General features: G+C 43.1%; 20 protein-coding genes and 1 tRNA gene. 12 read left to right on the top strand and 9 right to left on the bottom strand.

What is annotated here, in order from left to right:
- The first annotated feature begins 120 nt into the window (after window positions 1-120).
- The 3 genes from J3L18_RS06955 (at window position 121) to J3L18_RS31065 (ending at window position 3966) form a co-directional block, all read left to right on the top strand.
- A complete protein-coding gene (locus tag J3L18_RS06955) occupies window positions 121-2775 on the top strand; it encodes a family 78 glycoside hydrolase catalytic domain (protein ID WP_129570931.1) in 2655 nt (884 codons plus the stop codon).
- Window positions 2776-2888: 113 nt separating this feature from the next.
- Window positions 2889-3527, top strand: a complete 639-nt coding sequence (locus tag J3L18_RS06950; protein WP_129570930.1) for an MgtC/SapB family protein — start codon at window positions 2889-2891, stop codon at window positions 3525-3527.
- Between the two features lie 361 nt (window positions 3528-3888).
- A complete protein-coding gene (locus tag J3L18_RS31065) occupies window positions 3889-3966 on the top strand; it encodes a thiamine pyrophosphate-dependent enzyme (RefSeq protein ID WP_375339186.1) in 78 nt (25 codons plus the stop codon).
- A 522-nt stretch (window positions 3967-4488) separates the two neighbouring features.
- Here the strand turns inward: J3L18_RS31065 and J3L18_RS06945 are convergent.
- On the bottom strand, window positions 4489-5535 hold the full coding sequence (locus J3L18_RS06945) for an NHL repeat-containing protein (RefSeq protein WP_129570929.1): 1047 nt from the start codon (window positions 5533-5535) through the stop codon (window positions 4489-4491).
- 758 nt (window positions 5536-6293) lie between these two features.
- Between J3L18_RS06945 and J3L18_RS31060 the strand changes: the two genes are divergently transcribed.
- From J3L18_RS31060 to J3L18_RS06915, 7 genes are read left to right on the top strand one after another with little or no spacing between them, the layout of a single operon-like run.
- The gene (locus J3L18_RS31060; protein ID WP_375339183.1) at window positions 6294-6443 is read left to right on the top strand and encodes a hypothetical protein; all 150 of its coding nucleotides are present in this window, start codon (window positions 6294-6296) and stop codon (window positions 6441-6443) included.
- 9 nt (window positions 6444-6452) lie between these two features.
- A complete protein-coding gene (gene folE / locus J3L18_RS06940; protein ID WP_112652969.1) occupies window positions 6453-7133 on the top strand; it encodes a GTP cyclohydrolase I FolE in 681 nt (226 codons plus the stop codon).
- Entirely contained in the window at window positions 7133-7849 is a 717-nt protein-coding gene (locus tag J3L18_RS06935) for an SDR family NAD(P)-dependent oxidoreductase (protein WP_129570928.1), read from the top strand. Before folE ends, J3L18_RS06935 begins: the two co-directional genes overlap by 1 nt.
- Window position 7850: 1 nt before the next feature.
- On the top strand, window positions 7851-8507 hold the full coding sequence (locus J3L18_RS06930) for a flavin reductase family protein (RefSeq protein WP_129570927.1): 657 nt from the start codon (window positions 7851-7853) through the stop codon (window positions 8505-8507).
- A gap of 3 nt (window positions 8508-8510) precedes the next feature.
- Window positions 8511-9761, top strand: coding sequence for an NAD(P)/FAD-dependent oxidoreductase (locus J3L18_RS06925; RefSeq protein ID WP_129570926.1), 1251 nt, complete (start codon window positions 8511-8513; stop codon window positions 9759-9761).
- Window positions 9758-10825 carry an oxygenase MpaB family protein gene (locus tag J3L18_RS06920; protein ID WP_129570925.1) on the top strand — a complete coding sequence of 356 codons (1068 nt, stop codon included), beginning with the start codon at window positions 9758-9760 and terminating at the stop codon, window positions 10823-10825. Before J3L18_RS06925 ends, J3L18_RS06920 begins: the two co-directional genes overlap by 4 nt.
- 36 nt (window positions 10826-10861) lie before the next feature.
- On the top strand, window positions 10862-11572 hold the full coding sequence (locus J3L18_RS06915) for a MarR family winged helix-turn-helix transcriptional regulator (protein WP_091162774.1): 711 nt from the start codon (window positions 10862-10864) through the stop codon (window positions 11570-11572).
- Window positions 11573-11988: 416 nt separating this feature from the next.
- On the opposite strand, the gene J3L18_RS06910 is transcribed toward J3L18_RS06915, so the two are convergent.
- The 4 genes from J3L18_RS06910 to J3L18_RS06895 are packed head-to-tail and all read right to left on the bottom strand — an operon-like array spanning window position 11989 to window position 19153.
- A complete protein-coding gene (locus J3L18_RS06910; protein WP_208102490.1) occupies window positions 11989-12213 on the bottom strand; it encodes a hypothetical protein in 225 nt (74 codons plus the stop codon).
- Between the two features lie 29 nt (window positions 12214-12242).
- Complete coding sequence (locus J3L18_RS06905) at window positions 12243-14465, bottom strand: alpha-amylase family protein (RefSeq protein ID WP_208102491.1); 2223 nt, start codon at window positions 14463-14465, stop codon at window positions 12243-12245.
- 16 nt (window positions 14466-14481) lie between these two features.
- Window positions 14482-16080: a RagB/SusD family nutrient uptake outer membrane protein gene (locus J3L18_RS06900; RefSeq protein WP_129570924.1), complete on the bottom strand. Its 1599-nt coding sequence runs from the start codon at window positions 16078-16080 to the stop codon at window positions 14482-14484.
- A gap of 19 nt (window positions 16081-16099) precedes the next feature.
- Window positions 16100-19153, bottom strand: coding sequence for a SusC/RagA family TonB-linked outer membrane protein (locus J3L18_RS06895; RefSeq protein ID WP_129570923.1), 3054 nt, complete (start codon window positions 19151-19153; stop codon window positions 16100-16102).
- Between the two features lie 287 nt (window positions 19154-19440).
- On the opposite strand from J3L18_RS06895, the gene J3L18_RS06890 reads away from it, so the two are divergent.
- Both J3L18_RS06890 and J3L18_RS06885 read left to right on the top strand, forming a co-directional pair.
- A complete protein-coding gene (locus J3L18_RS06890; protein WP_129570922.1) occupies window positions 19441-20457 on the top strand; it encodes an AraC family transcriptional regulator in 1017 nt (338 codons plus the stop codon).
- Between the two features lie 503 nt (window positions 20458-20960).
- Window positions 20961-21263: a hypothetical protein gene (locus J3L18_RS06885; RefSeq protein WP_129570921.1), complete on the top strand. Its 303-nt coding sequence runs from the start codon at window positions 20961-20963 to the stop codon at window positions 21261-21263.
- A gap of 185 nt (window positions 21264-21448) precedes the next feature.
- Here the strand turns inward: J3L18_RS06885 and J3L18_RS06880 are convergent, their stop codons facing one another.
- From J3L18_RS06880 to J3L18_RS06865, 4 genes are all read right to left on the bottom strand, one after another.
- Window positions 21449-22264: an AraC family transcriptional regulator gene (locus J3L18_RS06880; protein ID WP_129570920.1), complete on the bottom strand. Its 816-nt coding sequence runs from the start codon at window positions 22262-22264 to the stop codon at window positions 21449-21451.
- Window positions 22265-22316: 52 nt separating this feature from the next.
- A complete protein-coding gene (locus J3L18_RS06875) occupies window positions 22317-23354 on the bottom strand; it encodes an SDR family NAD(P)-dependent oxidoreductase (protein WP_129570919.1) in 1038 nt (345 codons plus the stop codon).
- Between the two features lie 300 nt (window positions 23355-23654).
- Window positions 23655-23736 (bottom strand) — tRNA-Leu (locus tag J3L18_RS06870).
- A gap of 93 nt (window positions 23737-23829) precedes the next feature.
- Window positions 23830-24618, bottom strand: a complete 789-nt coding sequence (locus tag J3L18_RS06865) for a helical backbone metal receptor (protein ID WP_091162766.1) — start codon at window positions 24616-24618, stop codon at window positions 23830-23832.
- Between the last annotated feature and the right edge of the window lies 1 nt (window position 24619).

The following is a 24619-nucleotide window of genomic DNA, read 5'->3' as shown; positions in this document are numbered from 1 at the left end:
CTCGGGATAACGATCTCTCGAAAATATAATAAGTATTCAAAAAGACAGAGCAGGATGGTAATGAAACCATCCTGCTTTATTTTTATAAACCAATTTACCGGTTACCCTATACATTAAATTATGAGAGCACCATTTCTTATTGGATGTTTTTTATTTTCATGGCTCACTACCTCGGCACAAGTGGTTTTAAAAAATCTTTTAACCGAAAACCTGAAAAACCCAATTTGTATTGATGCACACAATCCGCGTTTTAGCTGGCAACTTGCAGAAAAAAATAATATACCCGTCGGCCAACAAGCTTATGAAATACAAGTAGACTCAGCCTCGTTCAGCGAAAATAATGCCCCCCCGTTATGGTCGAGCGGAAAAATAACATCGAATCAATCAGTATACATACCTTACCGCGGCAAAACACTGCTATCATGCCATAAATATTTTTGGCGGGTAAGGATTTGGGATACCAACGGATTACGTTCAGCTTGGAGTGATCAGTCATTTTGGAAAATGGGCCTGTTATCTGCTTCTGACTGGCATGCCCAATGGATTAGGCCTGCCTTGAATGATACAGTAAACGCCCCCGCTCCTTTGCTGAGAACTAATTTTTCATTAAACAAAAAAATAAGGGAGGCTACAGCTTATATAACTTCGCATGGCTTTTATGAAGCACAACTAAACGGGCATAAAGTAGGCGACAGCTTCCTTACACCAGGATGGACAAGTTATAATAAAAGGTTACAATATCAGGCCTATGATGTTACAACTCTGTTAGCCCAGGGAGAAAATGCCATGGGTATTACACTGGGCAGCGGTTGGTATCGCAGCCCGCTGGGCCCTTATACACCCAGGGCTAATTTTTATGGCGATAAAACAGCGGTTTTAATGGAGATGAGGATCATCTTTACCGATGGCTCAGAGAAAATCATATCGTCAGATCAAAGCTGGAGATCATCTACGGGAGCTTTACAATTTGCCGAGATCTACAACGGTTGTATTATTGATACGAGATTAGAAAAATCAGGATGGGCAAAGCCCGCTTTTGATGACCATGACTGGCATCCTGTAATCATAATGCCATACGCTAAAAACACCCTTATTGCTACATATAACGAACCCGTTAAGCAACATGAAACATTTAAGCCAATAAAGGTCATAACTACGCCACGCGGTGCAAAGGTGATTGATTTTGGTCAAAATCTGGTGGGTTGGGTAAAAGTTACACTGAAAGGCCATCCGGGAGACTCAATTAAAATTGCTCACGCAGAAGTGCTGGATAAAGCAGGCGAATTTTATACAGAGAACTTACGGGCGGCAAAGGCCGAAAACACTTATATATTAAAAGATACCTTAAAACGTACATTTGAGCCGCAATTTAGCTGGCAGGGTTTCAGGTACATTAAGGTTAGCGGTATAAAAGGCGCATTAAATCCAGAGAACTTTACCGCTGTAGCTGTTTATTCGGATATGAAAGCTACCGGGAGCTTTTTATGCTCCAACCCCTTGCTTAATCAATTGCAACACAATATCCAATGGGGACAGAAAGGTAACTTTCTTGATGTACCAACAGATTGCCCGCAACGCGACGAGCGCTTAGGCTGGACAGGCGATGCGCAGGTATTTTCACGTACAGCAGCATTTAATATGGATGTTCACAATTTCTTTACCAAATGGCTCAAGGATGTAGCTGCCGATCAGTATCCAGGCGGTAGTATCCCCTTTGTGGTTCCGGATGTATTCAAAAATGGCACAAATGAGGTTGGCGGCAGTTCAGGATGGGGAGATGTGTCAACCATCATCCCATGGAATATGTATTTTGCATATGGAGACAAAAAGATTTTAGAAAACCAGTTTCAAAGCATGAAAGCCTGGGTTAATTATATCCAAAAGCAAACCAGGAACAATTTATGGGTAACGGGTAATCATTTTGGCGACTGGTTGTTTTATAGTGTGAATAACGACAGAGATGGTACATCTGCGATAACCAATAAATATCTTATCGCACAATGCTTCTATGCATATTCAACCCAAATACTGATCAACAGCGCCAAAGTTTTAAACAAAACAACCGACGAGCAATATTATTCAAAGTTGTTGCTCAAAATAAAACGGGCATTTGTGAACGAATATGTTACCGCTAATGGCCTGATCTCATCAGATACCCAAACAGCATACGTATTAGCTTTGGAATTTGATATGCTGCCGGAAAACTTGAGACAGCAGGCTGCAGCCCGCCTTGTTAAGAACATCGGGCTATATCGGGATCACCTAACAACGGGTTTTTTAGGCACTCCTTATCTTTGTGATGCCCTCACCAGGTTCGGTTACGCCGACGTGGCGTACAAGTTATTATTGCAGGATACTTATCCTTCCTGGCTATACCCAATTAAACAGGGGGCTACTACTATTTGGGAAAGATGGGATGGTATCAGGACCGACGGCAGTTTTGAAGAGTCATCTATGAATTCTTATAATCATTACGCTTACGGGGCTATCGGCGATTGGATGTATCGCTATATTGCAGGTATTACGCCTGCCGCACCAGCCTATAAAAAAATAACAATCAAACCGGTAATTGGCGGCGGGCTATCATGGGCCGAAGGAAAATACGATTGCCCGTACGGAACCATCTATAGTAAATGGCAAATCACTGATAGGAAATTAGATATGAGGGTAACTGTTCCGCAAAATACAACAGCTGATATTTTTGTTCCCGATTTTTCAGGAAATAATTACAAAAAATTCACTGTGGGCCCCGGCAATTATCATTACAGCAGATGACAGCAATCTGTCTCTGAAAACCGGGTTCTCCCGCTACATAAATGATGAAACCCGGCAGGTTCAAGTATCTATAAAAATCATATATTCGGTTATAATCAAATAAAATTGAATTTATGGCTTTCGATATAGAAATACTGGTCAGGTTTTTACTGGCCCTGTTGTGGGGCGGACTTGTAGGCGCCGAAAGAGAATATCATGGTAAGGCGGCTGGCTTCCGTACCACCATCATGATATCTTTTGGCGCTTGTTTTTTCACACTCATGTCAACCGCCATTGGAGCGCCTGACAATGCAGACAGAATCGCATCAAACGTGGTTACGGGGATCGGGTTCCTTGGTGCCGGCGTTATTTTCAGAGGTGAAAACCGGGTTAATGGCATCACTACCGCAGCTACCATCTGGGCCGTTGCGGCAGTAGGCATGGGTATTGGAGCCGGTTACTACTTAGCTGCCGGGTTCGCCAGTATAATGATCCTGTTTATACTTTCCGTACTTCCTTTCTTTCAAAAGAAAATAGATTATTATAATCAATCCAAAACATTTTATATTAAATGCCCGGTCTCGGTAAATGGTATCGTCTTGTGCGAAGACATGATGACAGCTCATAAACTGAAATTCAAGATGGTTAAGAGGGTGAAAGATGGTGACTATATGCTTTTAACATGGCAGCTTCACGGACCTTCAGTTAAAATGGATCTGTTCATCAACTCAGTTAGCGATATTCCAGTTATCGAACATTTTGAGTTTTCGTGATATCGACAACGTATTAATTATTATATCCACAAAGCAAATGCTTTTTCATTCTCCCACAAGAATTCTGCTTGATCCGAGTTCTGTTTGATCAAATCGAAAAGTAGCGGCTTTTTAGAATTAAAAAGGTTAACTCTTTTAAAGTGCCCCTTTCAGAACTTAGACACAGTTCCTATATGGTGCGCCTAACGGTACAGAATTCGAACCAATTTCTAAAGGATTTGGCTGTTTTATGCGAGTTATCAGCCATGCAATAGCTTTTTTTACACACCAAATATCCTCCGGAAAGTCAATCTGGTTTATTTAGCTTTTTGAACCTTATATATCCCAATCCCCCTTCAACATAAGTCAGCTGGCTTTTGCTATGTTTAAGATCATCATTTTAAATAACAGGTTTTTAGGCATGATACGCCAGTGGCAGGAGCTGTTTAGCGGATCTTGAAAACCCAGCCGGATTCCGGCATTTTGATTGCGCCGAACGTTAATGTGTTGATGATTGACCTAAACAGCTTGTCCAATCAATATTTGATTGTTTAGGCGTTATGATTAATTTGTTCCGATCCTCTGTCCGTATCGCGGACTGCGGGTGTAATCAACATTAGGATTCAGAAATAATGTTGAATATGATATGGTCCATGAGGTTCAATTATTACAAATTTAACAAGAGGAATAAAACTCAATTGTAAATAATTAGCTTAATCGATTACCTCAAGAGAAGCAATTGGCTACCTGCAATTAATTCATAAAAAAGTTGCCAATAAAATTGACAACTTGGCTAAAATAGTACTAAAACCCGATGTACCCACAGACCTATTTTGGATGAACTGAAACTATTAGCCACTCTGTTTGATGGTCAGGCTGATTTCAAATATCTAACCCGTTTTCGATAGAACCGATTATTCAGGGTTTATGCTTGACCATTCCTAACATATAATGGAGTTTTAATAGATATCATTCAGAGAGTTTATCTACTTATCACTATTTTCCGTATCATAGTATTGCCATCAGTTACATATAAATTGCCGAAATTATCTGCGGCCACGTCAGTTGGGGTTTTAAATGTAGCTGTAGCGCCCGGGCCATTATCTGACCCAAACTCACCGGTACCGGCTACCGTGGTTACCACACCTTGAGGGGTCACCTTGCGTATTTTATTATTCAGACGATCCGCCACGTATATATTACCTGCGGCATCTATACCCAAACCAAACGGAGTATCAAATGAAGCTGCAGCACCCTTGCCATCAGCTTCACCCTTGGCGCCGCTTCCTGCAAGCGTACTTACCACGCCTCCCCGGTTAATCTTACGGATTAGGTTATTGTGGGAATCTGCCACATATAGGTTACCGATAGCATCTACTATTACATCAGAAGCACCATTAAATGACGCAGCAGTACCCTTGCCATCGGCCGAACCTGCTGCACCGCTACCTGCAAGGGTTGTTACTACGCCTTCCGGGCTTATCTTACGGACCAGGTTACTATGTACCACGTAAACATTACCGGAGGCATCTAAGGCCAAACCTCCCGGATTATAAAATGTAGCCGTAGCACCCGGGCCATCGGCTGTTCCCTGAGTACCGCTACCTGCAAAGGTTGTTACCACGCCCTCCGGGCTTACTTTACAGATCCGATTGTTATGACTATCGGCTACATATATAGTACCTGAAGCATCTACCGCTATGCCGGACGGATACCAAAACACAGGGCCCCGGCCATCCATGTCAACCTTATCGTTGCCGGCAAGGGTTGTTACTACAGCCGCCGGGCTTATCTTACGGATCAAGCCGGTCCAATTATCTGTCACGTATATGTTACCGGCAACATCTGTTGCTATACCCACTGGGCTGTTAAACGAAGCCGATGTGCCGACACCATCAGATGACCCTCCAATACTTTGACCGGCAAACGTGCTAACCGTTACTGTGGTGGGTTTGTGAAAGTCTTTAATACAGGATGCATTGCCTAACAGAAAGGCTAATCCTAAAACAACAGTTATTTGCGTTTTCATAATACAACGAGTAAAACTAAAAAAAAGAGATCCTTATTACTCCAGTGCTGATTTCAACAACCTATATGATGATCTTTACTAGATATGCTGAAAAAAGCAATACCCAAATTTGTATCCCAAAAGACACAATGCGCTTAATCTTATAATGGATAGCTCAGGTATGCCGGCCATTGGGCGGACTGCGAAATTTGTACTACCTTATACATCAATAGGCGATAGACAAATGCCGGGCAAACCGTTATTAACCAGGGAAGTCAAATATTTTTTTCTGTGTTACAAATTGTAAAAACATAAGCAATAATAGGAAAAGGATCAGGTTTTCAGAATGCTTGTCATCATCTAAATAACTGACTGTCATCATCTACAACATGCATTTATCATCTTTTTATCAACTGAATTATAACATTGGTTTGTGGGATCAATTAAAAAAGTTTGCGGAAATAGTAATTTATAATCTTTCTTAATTTATACAAAATCGTACTACATGTTAAAATATAGTATATGATTGTATTATATTTGAATCGTAAACTAAATGCTAATTTTCCTTAAATGTTAAAGTCAAATCCTATCAATAATATTATCCCTGACGAAAAATCTTCCGTAGCGGTGATTGGCTCTGGGTTTTCTCGTTTAAGTGCAGAAGCCTATTTAGTCAAAGCCTGATATAGTGTCACTGTATAATGGTTTGCTGACCGGCACGGTCCTGGAAAACCTGGTAGTTTGGTATAACCCGGGCACACATCATAGGCGTACGTATCTTGACCATTTCTGTAGAGGATGTTTTTTATGGGATGAATCTGATCCTGCTAAATGTAATGATCTATACAGGTTTAAACACAGGGTTTTATTTCCGGCTTAAAAATCAGCGAAGGGCAATAAATAGTAAACTCCATTTAAACTTATACTAATACGACTTCATGATAAAAGACGAAACAGTTAACGACTTAACTTTAGCGCAGGTAGTAACTGATCTGGAACAAGATCATTATAACGCTGCTTTCGACACGCCACTCCGGCCTGATGCATTTGAACTGGACGACGATACCAAAATGGAACATATCGCCAAACATTTCGCCGCAATAATGGAAACCTTGGGAATGGACCTGGAAGATGACAGTTTGAGAGACACACCTAAGCGGGTAGCTAAAATGTATGTGAAGGAGATATTTAGCGGCCTTAACCCTGCTAACAAACCCAAACCCACTTTATTCAAGAATCCATTCAACTACAATCAAATGCTGGTGGAACGGAATATTGCTGTATTTAGTAACTGTGAGCACCACTTTGTACCTATTGTAGGTAAAGCCCACGTTGCCTATATCAGCAATGGGCAGGTAATCGGTTTATCAAAACTGAACAGGATTGTTCAGTACTGTTCGCAAAGACCACAGGTGCAGGAAAGGCTGACCATGCAAATCGCCAATATGCTCAAAGAAGCGTTAGGCACGGAAGATGTAGCGGTAATTATAGACGCGCATCACCATTGCGTATCCAGCCGTGGTATCCGGGACGCCGGCAGTACCACGCTTACAGCTGAATACAGCGGGCAGTTTCTAAATATTGAAACCAAGAATGAATTTTTAAAGTATATCGGATAATGGACTTCAACGGAAAGAATATCCTGGTGGTCGGAGGCAGTTCCGGCATTGGCTTATCATTAGTTCAACTGCTTCATCGGCAGAACGCCAATATTTATACGGTATCAAGATCGGCATCAGCCGAGTGGCCGGAAGATTTACATTTTTTAAAAGCAGACGTTTTAGAAAGTTTGGATGCGGTGGAGCTGTTCCTTCCTGAGCAACTGCACGGGTTGGTTTACTCGGTTGGAAGCATTACGCTGAAACCGTTCGGCAGGTTAACTGATGAAGATTTTTTGAAAGATTTCCAGCTGAACGTTTTAGGTGCAGCACGTATGATCCGGCAGGCTATGAAACCAATTAAAAATGCCGGAGGTTCATCCATTGTTCTGATCAGTTCGGTCGCCGCCAAAACCGGCATGCCTTACCATGCCAGTATAGCAGCTGCCAAAGGCGCAGTTGAAGGTATGGCGCTTTCTTTGGCAGCCGAGCTTGCTATCCAGCATGTCAGGGTTAACGTGGTAGCCCCCTCATTAACAGATACACCACTCGCTCAGGCCTTGTTGAGTACACCTGAAAAACGGGAAGCCTCTGGTAAACGTCATCCTTTAGGAAAAATAGGACAACCCGAAGATATCAGTCGGCTTATCGCCTATTTATTATCGGATGACAGTACCTGGATGACAGGGCAGGTTATCGGCATGGATGGCGGCTTAGGTAAATTAAAAACAAGTTAAGATGCAGGATATAAAAAGCGAAAACATCTATCAGCTGGAAAAGCAATACAGGACAAGCCTGATCAACAGTTTGATAGGCTACCGGGCTTTGAATCTTTTGGGAACAACCAGTAATGACGGTGTCACTAACTTGTGTATCATTAGTTCTGTTTTCCATTTGGGTGCGAACCCGCCGCTTATCGGAATGGTGATCCGACCCGAACGTGAGCACAATGATACGCTGCGTAACATCAGATCAACAGGACAATATACCCTCAATAACGTGTTACCAGAATGGTACATGCAGGCGCACCAAACCAGTGCAAGTTATCCTTCCGGCTTTTCTGAGTTTGACACCTGTCATTTCAAAAAGTATTATACAAATGGATTTAAGGCACCTTTTGTGAAAGCATCCAACGTACGCATAGGGCTGGAATTACTTGAGATGATTGATATGGAGGTTAACGGAACAACAATTGTTATAGGTGAAATAGTCCATATCCTAACAGAAGATGGATTGATCGGGGCAGATGGAACAGTTGATCACGGTAAAGCTGGAACCATGACCGTGGCCGGTTTGGATACCTACTATCTACCGCAACCCGTTGGACAACTCGCCTATGCCAAGCCTGGAGTTGAACCTCATTTATTAAATACAAATACCAGCTTCAATACATAAGCCATGAAAAAAGACGCGGAAGTGATTGTTGTAGGTGCAGGCATAGCCGGTTTAACAGCGGCCAAAATATTAAAGGCTGCCCAAAAATCGGTCTTGGTTTTGGAGCACTCCGATGGAGTAGGTGGTAGAGTGCGAACCGATGAGGTGGATGGCTACCTGCTCGACCGGGGTTTCCAGGTTTTTTTAACAGCTTATCCGGAGGCCAGAAACCTATTGGATTATGAGGCGCTGGACCTTTGTAAATTCGATCCCGGCGCAATTATTTTGAACAAAAAAGGCGCTAATATTTTAGGCGATCCGATCCGGCAGCCAGGTTCAACAATGAGCACTTTGCTGTCTTCAGCTGCTACATTTACTGATAAATTACGCATGCTCCGATTAAAGCTAAAATTGGCCGGTAAGAGTATCGACAAGATTTTTTCAGAACCAGAGATCACCACCACAGAATACCTAAAAAAAGAAGGTTTCAGCGGAACCATCGTAAACCAGTTCTTCATGCCCTTTATGACCGGGATATTTCTCGAAGACCGCTTAAGTACCTCCAGCAGAATGTTTGAGTTTGTTTTTAAAATGTTCAGCGAGGGTGATGCCGCTATCCCAGCCCAAGGAATGGGCATGATACCTAAACAACTGGCTGAATGCCTTGCTCCGCAGGAACTCTTATTCCATCAAAATGTATCCGCAGTTAATGGAGGCTCGGTAACAACAACAGATGGGCTTAGCTATCACGCTAACTTTGTTTTGATCGCTACCGATCCTTTGCGTTCTCCAATAAGCAACAAAAATTCGAACATTGAGCATCATTCCGTAAGCAATATGTATTTCACCGCCAGGAAACGCCCCTTTGAAAAGCCCCTGATAGCTTTAAATACGTTACCTGGAAAAATTGTAAATAACATTGCCGTATTGGATCGTATTTCTAACAGGTATTCTGAAAGCGGTGATACTTTAATTTCATTATCGTTAATAGGCGACCATTCAAATGCGAACCAAAATGAACTACAGGAAAATGTGGTTAGCGAATTGAAATTCTGGTATCCCGAAGCCGTTAGCTGGAAACACTTAAAAACCTACCATATTGATTATGCGCTGCCGAATGACGACCACGTGACTAATGAACCTGGTTATACAACCATACGGGTAAATGACCAATGCTTCATTTGCGGGGATTATTTGATGAATGGCTCAATTAATGCAGCGATGAAAAGCGGCAGGCTGGCTGCAGAGGGCATTATAAATACCATGCGCTTATGATCAACCATAATTTATATAGCAATGAACTTTTAAACCGCAAGCGGCTGTTGGGTGATAAACGGGCGGATGAGTTTATACATTATGTTTTTAGCGATCCGGTAAAGAAGAAGCAATTACAGGACTGGATGGGTGGCCAATCAGGTGCCGACCATTTGAAATTATTACAGCATTTATTCCCAAAAATTGACTTTATTGATAAAGCTACGGAACTGCCAATATGGGCGCAACCACTACTGATGAGAAACGGCGCTATTTTCTATGCCCGGCATTCGGAGATAATTATGAGTTTACTCGGGCTGTTATCATTACCCTATTGTTATAATGCAGCCAATGGCGCGATGGTGCTGTACTTGTCCGAACTGATCCGTAAACAAACTACCAAAAGGCTTTATGATACCGCTGTGTTTGTTTGGGAGGTTATGGGGCCGGATGCTTTCGGTAAAGACGGAAACGCTTATGAAGAAATTTTAAAAGTGCGGATCATGCACGCTGCCGTTCGTTACTATATGCTGCAAAGCGGTAAATGGGATGATAGCTGGGGATTACCGATCAACCAGGAAGACATGGCCGGAACAAACCTGTCATTTTCACTGATCGTTATTCGCGGGTTACGAATGCTCGGTTACAGCGTAAGCCAGGATGATCAGGCGGCGTTTATGCACATATGGGGAGTAGTAGGTTATCTGTCGGGATTAGATGAAGATCTGATCCCTGAAAACTCTAAAATGGCGCAGCAACTTGATAACATTATTAAACGAAGGCAGTTCGCTGTTTCTGCACATGGACAGGAATTAACCAGATCGCTGACCGCTCATATCCTTTCCGTTAATAAAAGTAAGGCCACGGCCAACGATATACTGGGCTTGATGCGTTACCTGCTTGGAAAAGAAATGGCCGATATGCTGGCGATCGACGCCCCCGAACTGCCTGCTTATAAACTAACCCTGATCAAAACGTTGAACCTGTTTAAAAGCTTTAAGCCGCAGGGAGATGCCAAGAAAAATTACCAGATTGCCTATGCTACCTTCAAGACGCAAAACCCAGCACTCGTTAAAAGAAACTAATTTTGAAAATTGCCGGCATGCTTAATTTATAAAAACATGAAATCATACCAACTCATTCATCAACTGATCGATCTTGTAGATGAACTGGAAAAAGAAAACCAGGGACGGGAAGTGTCTTTGCAGGATTTTACAGGTTTTCTTTTGAATAAGGTTGGCGATCCCGCCGTTAATAATCATAGCAGTGAAGTTAGGTTCGGTGATAATGACAGCGCCGCTTTGGATATTGCTTATCAGTTGGATAATAACATCGGGCGCCTGTTTGTTTTCATGAGTCGTTACGCCAAATCATATATTAAAAAAGCACTGGAGGGTACGCCCTTGCAAACCGCCGAGGATTTTACGGCACTGGCTATTTTATTAACGCACCCGCACTTATCAAAAAGTGAACTTATCAGCCATAATCTACAGGAAAAAACTTCTGGCACGGAAGTGATCAGGCGTTTGGTTGTGTCAGGATTGGTTAGGCAGTGGGACGATGAAAAGGATAAACGAAGTAAGCATATTGCCATTACTGACGAAGGCAAGAAATTATTGTTCCAGGTATTTGAACATACCAACTATGTGGGACAGATCATCACCGGCAGGTTGACCTTTGCCGAAAAATTCACGCTGCAATATCTTTTACAAAAATTGGAAAACTTTCATTTGGAACACTACGAAAAGAAAACCATCCTCAGCAAAGAAGACCTTAAAAAAGTAGCGACCGGAATCACACCGCATAATGGGCGTACCTCTGATCCAGAGTAACATTGATACTGAAGTCATTATTGAAATGCCGTACTAAGCCAGGGCATCTTCGTTGCGATCAGGCTATAATTAGATGACATTGACCATCAAGATCGAACTCATGAGCAGAATGAATTATGCATTTTTAAATTTTGCCGTCAACTTGTAAAGGGAGGTCGAACGAAACACACTGCGCTCGGTAAAAGAAGTTATCCAGTTTAAATGAAATACTCAAAAAACTAAAAATCAGCAACACGATTTGTGAAAAGAAAATGATTAAACAGGCTTTATATAAATCAAGTTTTGAATCAGGTAATTGGTAGAACGTTATCGCTTGCTGAACCAATACAAAAATTCATCCTAACACGATAACAATAAGAGGTAAGTTTACGGCTTTTAGAAAACACAAAGCGTACTCTTGTAAAATAAAATCATGGCTACGGTGGAAAAACCATGATCTTCAGGTAATCGTTTTTCAGAAACACTGCCGTGTATTCCTTATCCGTTTTTTCATCAGATATTTTTTCGACAACCGGGTGGGGATAAACAACACCGCTACTGCCCTGGTAAACCCCTTTCTCCAGAAACATTGGATTTTTTTCCGGTTGTCCGATCCCATAGGTCGGGATGGTCACTTGTTCCGCCCAAGCTTTTACTTCCATATCGGGTATATTATAATTGTAGTTTTAAATTAATTAGATGGTACCAGTTTAAGCATTCTCGCATCTGCTGCAGGTACGCTGGTAGAAAAAGTTTCTTGTCCGCTTTCGATCTTGCCTACTGTTTGATCCGTCAGAAAATCTTTTATAAGGTAACCGGTGTTCGTAAGACCCAGCTCCTTCTTTTTCCAAATTTGGTCATAGCCGGCGGAATTACTGAAGTTGAACTGTGAGATCAAGACTTCTTTACCCGGCAGAAAAAATGCCATCTGCTGGTCGAGTGACTCACCGTCAGCTACCTTTACTGGTGTAAAAGCCTTTGGTGCGCTAAAGAAAGCGCACAGGTATTTGTTGTTCAGGTAAACTGCTGCGCGATCAGCCGCGAGTTTATTCCGGTAATCCGAGCCGTCCCCAAGTATACTGCCCATGCTCATCATAGCATACAGGCGTACCTGGATATCTTTTTCAGTCAGATCAGGATTTCTCTGAAAATTTTTCATGACGGCCACATCCAGGTTGGTATACGGCCAGAGTGTTCCCTGTACCCACCAGAGATGAGACCCGCTGGCAAGGGATGCCTCTGTACTACCATATTGCGGGAAACCCGGCTGATCGTCCCTAAAATGGGAGTAGACATCCGTAGAAACAAAACGGCCATGGGCATACTGGCTGGGGAACATGGGAGAAATTGCCTCAGTTATAAAAACGTCTTTGCCCAGAATGGAATCCGCCAGTGATTTCAACATGTTCATACCATAATTGTAAGCCTGAAGACCGGAACGAACGGACGAGTTGTACCGACGGGTAGATTCAAGTGCGCCGGCAGTTAAGAAATCGATCTTCAAAAATTCAGCACCGATCTCTTTAGCTTTTTTGAGCTGGTAGATCACGTACTGCCGAACGGCAGGGTGTGTAGGATCCATCGCCAGGCACCCCCAGTCGCCTTCCTTATACCAGATCGGGTTGCCGTGATCGTCTGAGAGCAGCGCGTCTGAAAGGTTATAATCTGATCCCTGAATTTTAGTATTTGCAGTATTGTTCCGCCAGGTCCACATGGCGAAGGGTATAAAGTAGAAGCCAAGATCCTGTTTTTTCTTGTCAATGTATTTACCGAACGATGCCAGCAAACTCGTGGTATATATACCCTGATCATAAGAATCGATACTCATAACTGGTCTTGAATATTTATTGAACTGATCAAGCGTTGCAATAAAATCTGAAATCTTGGGAATATCACGCGGCATCATTTTCCCCTCATAACCCAGCACGCCTTCCACACCAAAACTATTCCAATAAAAAGGTGCTGCGCCTTTCCAGTCCAGCCGGCCGTTTAGTAAAGCGTTGGCATTGCCGTAGTCAATAAAAATTTTGCGGACATCTCCCGCAGCAAGGAAAATCACGGACGAATGAACTGACGGCCCCTTAGCGGTACCATGCACCGCATGATCGTGGGTTCCGTCGTTGCCCCCATACTCTGGTCTTAATGCAGAATTATCGGGGGTTGCTACGCCGTCGGTAACAGATAGTGAATCGACCTGACCCGTAGTCTTACCTGAATGATATGCAATACCGGTTTTCCAGAAGTCGTGGCTCAGACTGCCAAAGACGATACCTGAAAAACTATTGTTGTCGTAAACTGAAGAAAACTCGTAGGTTATGCCGTTGAATGCAGGTTTCCCGGGTTCCCAGCGTCGTTCCAGAATATGCGTCCAGTTATCGTTGTCAAACGGAACGTCGAGCAAACGCGGCTCGGCGCCCGGCTGCACAAGCAGGGCCTTTTCTTTTGGTAAAACAGCCAACGCGCAGATCTCACGGGTTTCCATTTCTTCATCCGTACCGTCTCCTTTAATGGCAGTAAGATTAGCAAAAATGTAAGGGTGATCGGTATAGATCAGCAACTGCTGCAACAAGGTAATTCGGGCCGCATTTCCGGAGTGTCTTATCGTCAGCCGTATACCTTTGCCGGCGGCATTGCTGAACGTATCGGTGCTTGCCTGATGCAACTGGCAGTCAGTCGTCGCCAAATATCCGGAAGATAATTCCCTTACATAGGCAATGGCGTTATCAATCGTAACGCCATTGCCAAATTTAAAATCCAAACGCCCTGTTTTTTGGTTGACAGTGATGGCGGACCCTTCGCTTCTAACCATTAGCGCGTCACCCGACCGATCTACTTGCTGTGCGAGCGATGCGAATGGGAAGCAGTAAAGAACTGAAGCGAGGGTAAACAGCCACAGATATTTGAATTTGCTCATATATAAATCAATTTAATTAGTAACCAGGATTTTGTGCTTTTAATCCCAGTGCAGCATTATTTTGCAATTCGCTCAGAGGAATAGGATACAACAAATTTTTGGAAGAAATCTCCTGCGTTGGATGCGGATCGGTAGACGAGTTATTTTTCTTCATAAAGTCACGTTTTGGATCGTCGTAACGTTTCACCCGCGAGATCAATGTGCCCGTACGCTTCAGGTCGAACCAGCGCCAGCCTTCAGCGCCCAATTCCCGGGTACGCTCATCCAGTATGATCTCTCGCATCGAGACCTGATCGGTCAAAGCGTAATTTACCGAACTATTTCCAAAAGCGCGTTCACGTATTTTATTGAGCGGTACCAGTGCTGCCTGAGTTTGACCCAATTCGTTCAAAGTTTCCGCATACATCAGGAATACGTCTGCTGCGCGCAGATAATATAAGTTTTTGCCAGAGTGATAAACATCAATGTCGCTGGAAGAGATATCATACTTTTTCACGGTTGGTAACCCCGGGTCTGCCCACCAGCTCATGGTGTTACCGTTACTGTCATAACGATCGTGACTGATAGAAGCTTTGTAACGTGCGTCATACTGATATGCCCATGAGTAAGGTTTCGCAAAAACGGTATCCGCGTAAAACGCTGTGGAAGTTATCACCGTACCGCCATAGCCTGGAGTATGCTGATTGAATTGTTGAAAAGGCACCGGAGGACCAGCGTAGGAACCGTAAAGATTCTGCAATCCCTGAGTGTTATTGTTGTTATCTGTAGAATACTGGATCTCAAAAAGTGATTCTGTATTATTTTCATGCTGACCATCAAAGAGATCAGCATAATTTGCCAGCAAAGTCAGTTTATTACCATTGATCAGTTCCTCAAACGTTGTTTTAGCATTCTGGTAGTCATGCAAGGTCAGGTACACTTTTCCTAACAAGGCTTTTGCCGCTTCCATATTGGCCCGGCCGGCGGCACTTGCTCCAAGTTGATTTTTAGCCCAGCAATTGGTCGAAGCAAACTTAAGATCGGAAATGATCTGGTTATAAACGGTAGCCTGCGGCGTACGCGGTACGCCGTTGTCGAAAGCCGTATTTTCAAGCGGCATAGGCACATCGCCGAATAATTGAACCAGGTAGAAGTAATAAACCGCACGCAGGAATCGGGCTTCGCCAACCAAACGGTTTTGCAACGAAGCGTCTCCGAAATTCTTGATCTGCGGAATATTAAGGACTGCTGCATTTGCATTGGCAATCCCTTTATAACAAACGCTCCAAAAGCCGCTGATGTCAGCGTTCTGACTGTTGAAGGTAAGGTCATAAACGTCAATACCTACTACTCCAGCCCAATAAGAACCATAACCCTGCGCCTGGTAAGCGCAGCGTGCCTCATCGGTGCCAATTACGCCAATAAGCTGATAGTCAGATTTTTTAAGCGTCTGCAATTGCTGATAGATACCGGTTACTCCTGCTATAGCCCCGGCCTGGTCCTTATAGAGGCTTTGGGCCGAAACAAATACTTCCGGAGTATAGTCAAGTTCCTTACGGCAACCGGCGATGACAAACAACAGCATGATGGCTGTGATACCGATTGCTTTGAATTTTATACGTTGAAAAGTTTTCATGTCTAATTTGGTCTTAATGTTACAGGGAAAGTCTTGCGCCTAAAATGAAAGTACGGTAACGAGGATAAATTTCGTTAGATGCATAATTACCGGCGATATCCGGGTCAATTCCTTTGTAGCTGGTGAAGACAAATGGATTCAGCGCCTGCGCATAGATATTCAAAGTGTTGACTTTTATCTTTTTCAGTAGCGAAGAAGGTAGATCATAACCTAACGTAATATGCTGGATTCTCAGGTAGCTGGCATTCTGGATGGAATAGCTTGATCCCTGAGAGATACCACCAGGCAATGTTTTAAGCGAAGTACCGAAAGAGTTTGGTCTTGGAATTACTGTATTTGTATTCGTTGGGGTCCAGTAGTCCCCCCCCTGAACGGTGACGTTGCCCTGGCTACCAAATGCCGAATTGTAATAAGTCAGGTTGGTAAAAGTCAGGTTGTTCAACTTCTGACCATACGCAAACGTACTGTTCACGGTCAATGAGATCGCCTTGTAACGGAAGTAATTCCAGAAATTGCCCGAACCTTTTGGAATGCTTGAACCTACCACCACCTGATCCAGCGGTGTAATCTTTCCGTCACCATTAACGTCGCGTATTTTGATGTCGCCAGGTTTGCCATTTGGATTTAACTTGAAGTTATCTCCCTGCTGGTACAGGCCGTCGAAAATGTAGTTTACGAAAGTGCCCGCTGGCGGCAAGCCAACGCGAAGGTACAGGTTAACGGAATCCCTGCCCGGGAATAGCTTGGTTACCTTGCTGTCATACTTCGACCAGTTGATCTGCGCCTGCCAGGTAAAGCTGGCCGTCTTCACCGGAGTTGTTTTCAGTGCCAGGTCAATGCCGCGCGTTCTCATGGCCGCAACGTTCACGTATTCTGTTTGAAAACCAGATGATGGCGCCAAAGGAAGTGGCATCAGCAGGCTGCTGATATTTTTATTATATACGTCAAGTGATAATTGAATGCGGTTATCGAACATGGCAATGTCGGTACCTGCATTGAACTGGTGCTGCACTTCCCATTGCAGAGAGTTGTTGCCGAATACGCCGTTCGTGCCCCCCGCCAGGTAGCCACTGGTTACACTTGTACCGTTAAACGGATAAGTGGTTGGGTCATACCGGGTATAAATTGCGTCATAAGGCAAGTTCTGATTACCTACCAAGCCGTAGCTGGCGCGGAGTTTAAAGTCGCTCAGCCAAGTTTTCAGCTTGAAGCCGATCCATGGCTCATCGATCACCCGCCAGGCGCCGCTGACTGTGGGGAATACACCGAATTTATTGTTACGCCCAAAGCGGCTGGATCCGTCCTGACGGATCGTGCCGTTCAAGATGTAACGTCCTTTAAATTTATAGACAGCCCTGCCGAAGAATGAGCGTACTGCCCAACCATCATAATTGCTATTGTCCTGCAATTTCTGACCGGCACTGCCGATGGCTTTATAACTCAGCAAGTCCGTTGGAAACTGGCTTCCCTGCATATCAGTCGCCGTATTTTCGTGACGTTCAAAAGTGAAACCGCCCAGTAAACTCAGGTCGTGGTTGCCTTTCGTCAGGTTGTAGGTTGCAGTATTTTCCCATAGTACGTCCGTAGCACGGGTATTATAAATCTCACCTAAGCCATTTGTCGGTGCATAACCCGGGCCTGTCGTTCTTGGCCAATACTTATCTTCTTCGGCTTGATAGATATCAGCGCCGATACTGGAACGGAACATCAGGTTTTTTACCGGTGTAAACTCGACGAATAGGTTTGCATTGGTCCGGTTGGTGGTGTATAAGTCGATGGCGTTTAAGGCCAGTGTTACAGGATTGAAAATAGTCGGTACCCCCGTGGAGTTATCCACAGTGATCAACGGCTGACCGCTGCTGTCATAGATCGGCTGCAACGGGCTTTGTGTCAGCGATTGCTGATACTCGTTCGGCATCGCATTGTGCGTAATGTCATGAGTAAAATTCATGCTACCGCCCAATTTCAAAAATGATCTGATCGCTGTTTCGTCGCTCAGGTAGCCGGAATATTTTTTATAGCCGGTGTTAATAAGTATGCCGTCCTGGTTCTGGTATTGCCCACTGAAATATACCTTGTTAGAGCCGGTTCCATTAGCCACAGAAAGTGTATAGTTCTGAGTGAGTGCATTATTATGCAGGATTGCTTTTTGCCAGTCATAACCGGTATAGCCATCAGCTATGCTCTGTAATTCGTTAGCGTTAAATATCTTGGCGTCAGCGGTCATCGTACCCGGCTGACCGAAGGTCCCCGGATCCGCATCCTGATAAGCCAATCGTTTAAGTGTAGCATAATCATGCGCCCCGAGCATCTGGTAAGCCGGATTATTATGCTGGATGCCCGCATACATATCAAAATTCACATTAGTCGCCCCTGCTTTTGGCTTTTTTGTCGTGATCAGAATCACACCTTCTGCCGCACGGGAGCCATAGATACCGGCCGCGGCGGCATCTTTCAGAATTTCAACAGACTCGATATCATTGGGATTAATGTTGCGGATATCACCGACTAAGGCGACACCGTCAACAATATAAAGCGGGCCTTGTAGCTGGGAAATCGAGTTGAGACCCCGGACATTAACCGAAGCGCCTGAGCCAGGCTGTGTACTGGTTGCGTGCACTTCCAGTCCCGGAGCACGCGAGCCGAGTGCCGTTGCAAGGTTGGTGGACGGAGCTTCACTGAGTTGCTGCGCCGTAACGGTAGTTACCGCACTGGTCAGATCTTTACGCTTTTCACGACCATAAGCGATCACAACAACCTCGGAAAGATTGGTATTGCTTTTAAGTGAAACGGTAAGATCAGAACTTGCCGCTAGCGTAATCCGGGCCGGTTCGTAACCAGCGAAAGATACCTGGATGATCATACCCGTTTCTGCGTCAACCGAGAACTTACCGGCCTGATCGGCCGCAGATTTGCTAATAGTCTTTCCGTTAGAGATGATGGAAATGGTGGCGAAAGGCAGGGTTTGCCCGGATTGTGAATCCTTAACCGTGCCGGTGATCTTCCGCTGCTGAGCGTAAGCGCTGATCAGACCGGCCGAAAACAGCACAACGAATAGTAGTAGTTTTCTCATTGAATTGGGTTTAAAAAAATTAGTTCTGCGCCAGAGAGATGGACAATAGAAATCAGGGCCAGGCTTTTACCTGGCATCAATAAAAAAACGAATAATCAAGATTTTTCGAAATTTAGTTTCCTACTGAAAACCGTTCAGGCGAATAATATATTTACATATTGGTTTTATACATCAAACTTACAACCTTTCGACCATGCTAAAAATGACATATTTTGTGATTGTGATGGATTTTTACAAACAATGAAATATTTTTATACACTTTTGCCGATATCTTTATTCAGCATTAAATGTCCAAAGACAAATCATTACGCAAGAGAGATGGGTTTGACGGTCAAAGACTGATTGTGATCCCCAAAAAAATTGTTTCGGATTTTTTGATCGATGACCCGATCACCAGGCAGGTTTACATCACTGATATCGGCTATTATCCCAGGGCACTATTCCACTACGCGCAGCGGTCGCAAGGCATCAATCAGCATATAATAATCTATTGCACAGATGGTTATGGATGGATTGATATTAACAAAAAACGAATTCAAATAGCTCCTTCACAATTTATCGCAATACCGGCAAATACGCCGCACGCTTACGGCGCTGACGAAAAAAATCCATGGTCGATCTATTGGGCACATTTCAAGGGAGAAAATGCGCGATTCATCACTGACCTGATCGTAGAAAAGCAAGAATCTTTTAAACCGCAGTTAACCTACAGCGCTGAACGTATTAAGATCTTTGACGATATCTACTACAACCTTGAAAAAGGTTACGGAGAAGACACGCTGCGTTATGCGAACATGAGTTTTTATCATTTTTTGTCCTCCATGATCTACACGGAACAATTTAACTGGGAGAAGAAAGAGCCGAGTACGGATACCGTAGAATCGGTCATCAATTTCATGCAAGACAACATTGAAAAGATTGTCACCTTGAAAGAAATGGCTGATCATTCCCAAATGTCAGTCACCTATTTTTGTAAAATATTCAAGAAAAAAACAGGACATACGCCTATGGAATATTTTAATTACCTGAAGATACAAAAAGCCTGTCAGTACCTTTCATTCACGGCCATGTCTGTCAAAGAACTTGCTTTTCGCATCGGCATCCATGACCAATACTATTTTTCCCGGATGTTCAGCCGGTTAATGGGCACATCCCCGTCTGATTACCGAAAAAGGCTTTCGGAAAGTAACAACTTGGTAAATTCCCCAATAGCTGCCAATATGGAAGATCCATCGGATAGCCATCTAAAAAACAGTGCTTATCAACCCATGATTGCTAAGCTTAAACGGTCTCCACAATCCTGATGTGCAAGCCAACCGTTAAATACTATACATGAGTCTGGCGTATCTGGCTGTTAGTGATTATCAATAAAGATGACAACTTCACCTCATCCTTCACACAATAAAAATCGCCTGGCCGCCAATCCTGAATCTGTGGAAATATATTGTTTTTTGACAGTTCTTCAGCAACAGCAGATACTAAAAGCCCGATTCACCAGCAATTCCAACGCAAAATCTAATTGCATTAAACATGTCCACGGCTCATCATCATAATCGATCCTATTTCACAGCGAAAATTTCTAAGTTCAACAAGCTTTCCGTATTGCCGTATAAGTTGTTTACTCCATGAACAACCTGACATATTTCTTAAAAAGGATTTCTTTTGGATCCTACTGTTCAAATATTTTCAATGTTTTTGGAACTGTACTTCACGAAAAACTGGAACAGGTCCTGGATTATTTAAGTCTTTCTAAGCCTTGTATCGCCTGCAACCGCCAGTTTCAAAGACATGGTAAAGGTTAAAAAAGTTGAAGGAACTGATCAACGAGGAAATTGAAGTAGAAACCTACCTGAAATATTATGAAAAGTTTCAGGCTGAAAAGACACGGCTGAGTGAGGAAATTAGTTATAATCAAAAGCTGGGGGACGACAGCCTGCATCAACAAACGATCTTATTAACTTCGCTGACCTCAATACCGGGCGTTTATAAAAAAGCGAACCTCAATCAAAAACATCCTTTATTAAAGGGGCGTTCGAACATAGTCTCATGTTTAGAGAGGGGGCATATCGCACACCCTACATCAATCCGGCGTTCGAGGATAACTTACTAAAAATCAATAAAAAATGGCTGCTCTTTTTGGAGCAACCCTCTCGGAATTTCGACAGAATCCCATGTGGTGCACCTAACGGTACAGAATTCGAACCATTTTTTAAAGGATTTAGCTATCCTATGCGGGTTATCTGCCATTTAAGAACTTTTAACAACACAAAGTATCCTAAGAACAGTTGTTTCAATTTATTTAGCTTTTGACAATTCACTTGGCGTAAAACCAAATTGTTTTTTAAAGGCATATGAAAAGTGCGAGAGGTTTTCAAAGCCCGTTTCCAAATAAATTTCAGAAGGTTTGCGATTCTTTTCAGCCAATTGGTATCGGGCGAGTTGAAGCCTTTTTTGCATGAGCCATTTCTGAGGCGTTGTACCATACACTTTCTTAAAATCACGCTTAAAGGTTGTTAAACTTCGGCCTGTCAGATAACCGAATTTTTCTATGGGCATGTTAAACATATAGTTACGTTCCATAAACTCGACAAGGTTAATTTTATGCGGCTCTGAAAAATCGGATAAAATATGGTCCATACTGTCATTTATAGATCGCAATATGGCTATCGCTTCCTGTATTTTCAACTCCGAAAGTTCGCGCGGTAATTTGTATTCCAGATCAAAATAAGGAAGCATTGAAGCAAAAAAACTGTCCAGTAACGGCCCTTTAGATAAAGGAATTATGGCATCAGTTTTAAATACCGTAAAGACTTCATTTTTTTTATGCTCGTAAAATGCTTTCAGCACATCTTGGGTTAGCTTTACAATAATCGCTCTGTAGGGCAAATCGTCTTTTCCCGTTTTTATGAGCCGGGCTAACCGGTTCTTAGGAAATAAAAAAGTTTCCCCAGCTTCAAAAAAGTAAGTTTTATTAGATTCTATTACTTTCAATTGGCCTGATAATACCCGGACAATAGAATGTTCTTCCGCAACCAGTTCACTATTTTGGTGTACCGCTTCGCTACAGGTAAATACAATCTCCGCGTAATTATTTATTTGCCGTACCGCCATAATACAAAAATAAGCAAATAAAGCCCAACAGCTTGGGCCCTATTTCTCTTGTTTATTGAACATCAAATTTTGTATCAGTAAGTTCCTCGCTCAAAACCCAAAGCCTTTGTGCCGCATTCGGCTCCAGGGCAAATGGGGCCACACCGAATGTCCCGCCAGGGTTGCGCTTCCCTGCGTTACTATCGTATGCATCGGGATTGTAACTGGCAACTTCGACATCTTGCAGATAAACACCGCCTATATTTTGCAATTGCGGACTTGTTGCGGCCCATACGGTTGTGGCTGCGCCCTGCTCTTTAGTCTTAGACATTTTCTGCATCGCTGCCTGGGCTTCTTCATTGGGTGTGCCGTCAGCATTTATAGCACCCAAAGTAACAAAATCTTCAAAGGTCAGGTGCCTGCTCAAATTGGTATCCAATATTAGACCGGGATGCAGTGTATAAGCACGGACACCGAACGGACGGGCTTTTTTATCAAGTTCAACAGTAAATAGCACGTTAGCTGTTTTAGATTGGCCGTACGCCTCAAATTTGTTGTATTCTCTCGTATGATAATTAACATCATCAAATAGTACAGGAGAATAATGGTGTGCCGAAGAGGAAACCGTCACCACCCTTGCTCCTTCTGCCTTCTTAAGGGCTTCCCAAAGTTTTGCTGTAAGTTGAAAATGTCCTAAGTGGTTGGTAGAAAACTGTGCCTCATAACCACGGTTGTCACGTTGTAAAGGTGTCCACATAATGCCCGCATTATTTATTAACATATGCAATTGCCTATCTGATGCCAGGAATTTTTCAGCAAACGAAGTAATAGAGGCAGGTTCCGTTAGGTTCATCGGCTCCACTTCTACATTGGCAATTCCTTGAAGATTTAATTTTGCTTTTTCAATATCCCTGGCAGGTACAATTACTGTCGCACCTGCCTTAGACAACGTTTTGGTGACTTCCAGGCCGAGACCTCCGTCGCCGCCTGTGACAATAGCAATTTTTCCATTAAGATCCACTTCCTTTATAACATCAGATGTTGTGGATACTGCGTTGAAGCCTGAACCTACCGGTTTTTGCAAAGTCCCATTATAATTATTTTGTTCCATAATAATTGAATTTTATGAAAGCAAAATTAGAAGGTAGCCTATTCAGACGTTTTGTTTTAAAGGCCGAAAAACTTTGTTTATAAGGCCATAGAATCTGATGCGATTTTTTAGGTCAGCCAGGCAATGAATTAGCATGTATAACAAAGATTTTTTGAACTTTCAGCAGTTGGATTGATGTCTGGACTCGAACTGTTAAATCACTAAAATACAAATACTTAAAAGAGGAAGTACATTAATAACCTATCTATCGAACCAAAAAAGCCTCCAAAATCAATGACTTTGAAGGCTTTTACTTTTAAGTGCGGAAGAAGGGACTCGAACCCCCACGCCGTGAAGCGCCAGATCCTAAGTCTGGTGCGGCTACCAATTACGCCACTTCCGCGTTTCTGATTTAACAGGCTGCAAAGATAGCGTTTAAAATTATACTTAAAAACATAATTTTCATTTTTTTGCTATCATGCTCATTTAGTAGGAATTAATTTTTCACAAGCCCATTTATCAGTTGTTTGAAGTATACGGGTGCGTATAAAAGCCTGCTGCCATACCATGAAAACATTTCACCATCTACCAAAACTATCTTTGCATTTGGTAAAAGCGCCCTAAACTCCTCTATATGTTTTTGAGCGAATGGATATGGCTCTGATGATAGAAAAAGAAGATCCGGATTAGCCGCGACTAAAGCATTTGCATCAATCTCCGGGTAACGCTCCCCCTCTGTTACATTGTTTAGTCCACATGTTTGCAGCATACTATCAATGAAAGTTCCCCTGCCGGCAAGCATATAGGGTTTACGCCAGATGAGATAGGCAACTCCCAGCCTCGTTACAGAAAACTTTATACCCTTAAAACCACCATTAATTTCCGTGCAAAGCACGTTTGCCTGCCCGGGCTTACCTATCATATCACCAATGCAAACAATCATTTGCAAAGCCGATTCCAGATCAAAAATATCACTGATCCAAACCGGGCATATATTCATTAACTCTTCTACCTGAAGACGGTCGTTCTCCTCTTTATTGGCGATAATTAAATCCGGGGTCAGCAATCGGATTTTTTCGACATCAAGCTGTTTAGTCCCCCCTACTTTCGTTGTTGAATTAAACCTATCTGCCGGATGGATACAAAATTTAGTAATGCCTATCACCTCAACGTTTAAGCCAAGGTAAAAAAGCAATTCTGTTTGTGAAGGGACAATGGATATGATCCGCTTAGGGATTCCGGAAAGTTCAACCTTTCGGCTTAGCTGATCCCGGAATATCGGCATA

This window comes from Mucilaginibacter gossypii, assembly GCF_017569325.2.
Classification (GTDB): domain Bacteria; phylum Bacteroidota; class Bacteroidia; order Sphingobacteriales; family Sphingobacteriaceae; genus Mucilaginibacter; species Mucilaginibacter gossypii.
This window is presented reverse-complemented; position numbering and strand designations above follow the sequence as displayed.

Excerpts from the sequence above, each read along its gene's own strand:
- J3L18_RS06955 (WP_129570931.1), top strand. The coding sequence starts at position 121 with ATGAGAGCACCATTTCTTATTGGATGTTTTTTATTTTCATGGCTCACT.
- J3L18_RS06950 (WP_129570930.1), top strand. The coding sequence starts at position 2,889 with ATGGCTTTCGATATAGAAATACTGGTCAGGTTTTTACTGGCCCTGTTG.
- J3L18_RS31065 (WP_375339186.1), top strand. The coding sequence starts at position 3,889 with ATGTTTAAGATCATCATTTTAAATAACAGGTTTTTAGGCATGATACGC.
- J3L18_RS06945 (WP_129570929.1), bottom strand. The coding sequence starts at position 5,535 with ATGAAAACGCAAATAACTGTTGTTTTAGGATTAGCCTTTCTGTTAGGC.
- folE (WP_112652969.1), top strand. The coding sequence starts at position 6,453 with ATGATAAAAGACGAAACAGTTAACGACTTAACTTTAGCGCAGGTAGTA.
- J3L18_RS06935 (WP_129570928.1), top strand. The coding sequence starts at position 7,133 with ATGGACTTCAACGGAAAGAATATCCTGGTGGTCGGAGGCAGTTCCGGC.
- J3L18_RS06930 (WP_129570927.1), top strand. The coding sequence starts at position 7,851 with ATGCAGGATATAAAAAGCGAAAACATCTATCAGCTGGAAAAGCAATAC.
- J3L18_RS06925 (WP_129570926.1), top strand. The coding sequence starts at position 8,511 with ATGAAAAAAGACGCGGAAGTGATTGTTGTAGGTGCAGGCATAGCCGGT.
- J3L18_RS06920 (WP_129570925.1), top strand. The coding sequence starts at position 9,758 with ATGATCAACCATAATTTATATAGCAATGAACTTTTAAACCGCAAGCGG.
- J3L18_RS06915 (WP_091162774.1), top strand. The coding sequence starts at position 10,862 with ATGAAATCATACCAACTCATTCATCAACTGATCGATCTTGTAGATGAA.
- J3L18_RS06910 (WP_208102490.1), bottom strand. The coding sequence starts at position 12,213 with ATGGAAGTAAAAGCTTGGGCGGAACAAGTGACCATCCCGACCTATGGG.
- J3L18_RS06905 (WP_208102491.1), bottom strand. The coding sequence starts at position 14,465 with ATGAGCAAATTCAAATATCTGTGGCTGTTTACCCTCGCTTCAGTTCTT.
- J3L18_RS06900 (WP_129570924.1), bottom strand. The coding sequence starts at position 16,080 with ATGAAAACTTTTCAACGTATAAAATTCAAAGCAATCGGTATCACAGCC.
- J3L18_RS06895 (WP_129570923.1), bottom strand. The coding sequence starts at position 19,153 with ATGAGAAAACTACTACTATTCGTTGTGCTGTTTTCGGCCGGTCTGATC.
- J3L18_RS06890 (WP_129570922.1), top strand. The coding sequence starts at position 19,441 with ATGTCCAAAGACAAATCATTACGCAAGAGAGATGGGTTTGACGGTCAA.
- J3L18_RS06880 (WP_129570920.1), bottom strand. The coding sequence starts at position 22,264 with ATGGCGGTACGGCAAATAAATAATTACGCGGAGATTGTATTTACCTGT.
- J3L18_RS06875 (WP_129570919.1), bottom strand. The coding sequence starts at position 23,354 with ATGGAACAAAATAATTATAATGGGACTTTGCAAAAACCGGTAGGTTCA.
- J3L18_RS06865 (WP_091162766.1), bottom strand. The coding sequence starts at position 24,618 with ATGCCGATATTCCGGGATCAGCTAAGCCGAAAGGTTGAACTTTCCGGA.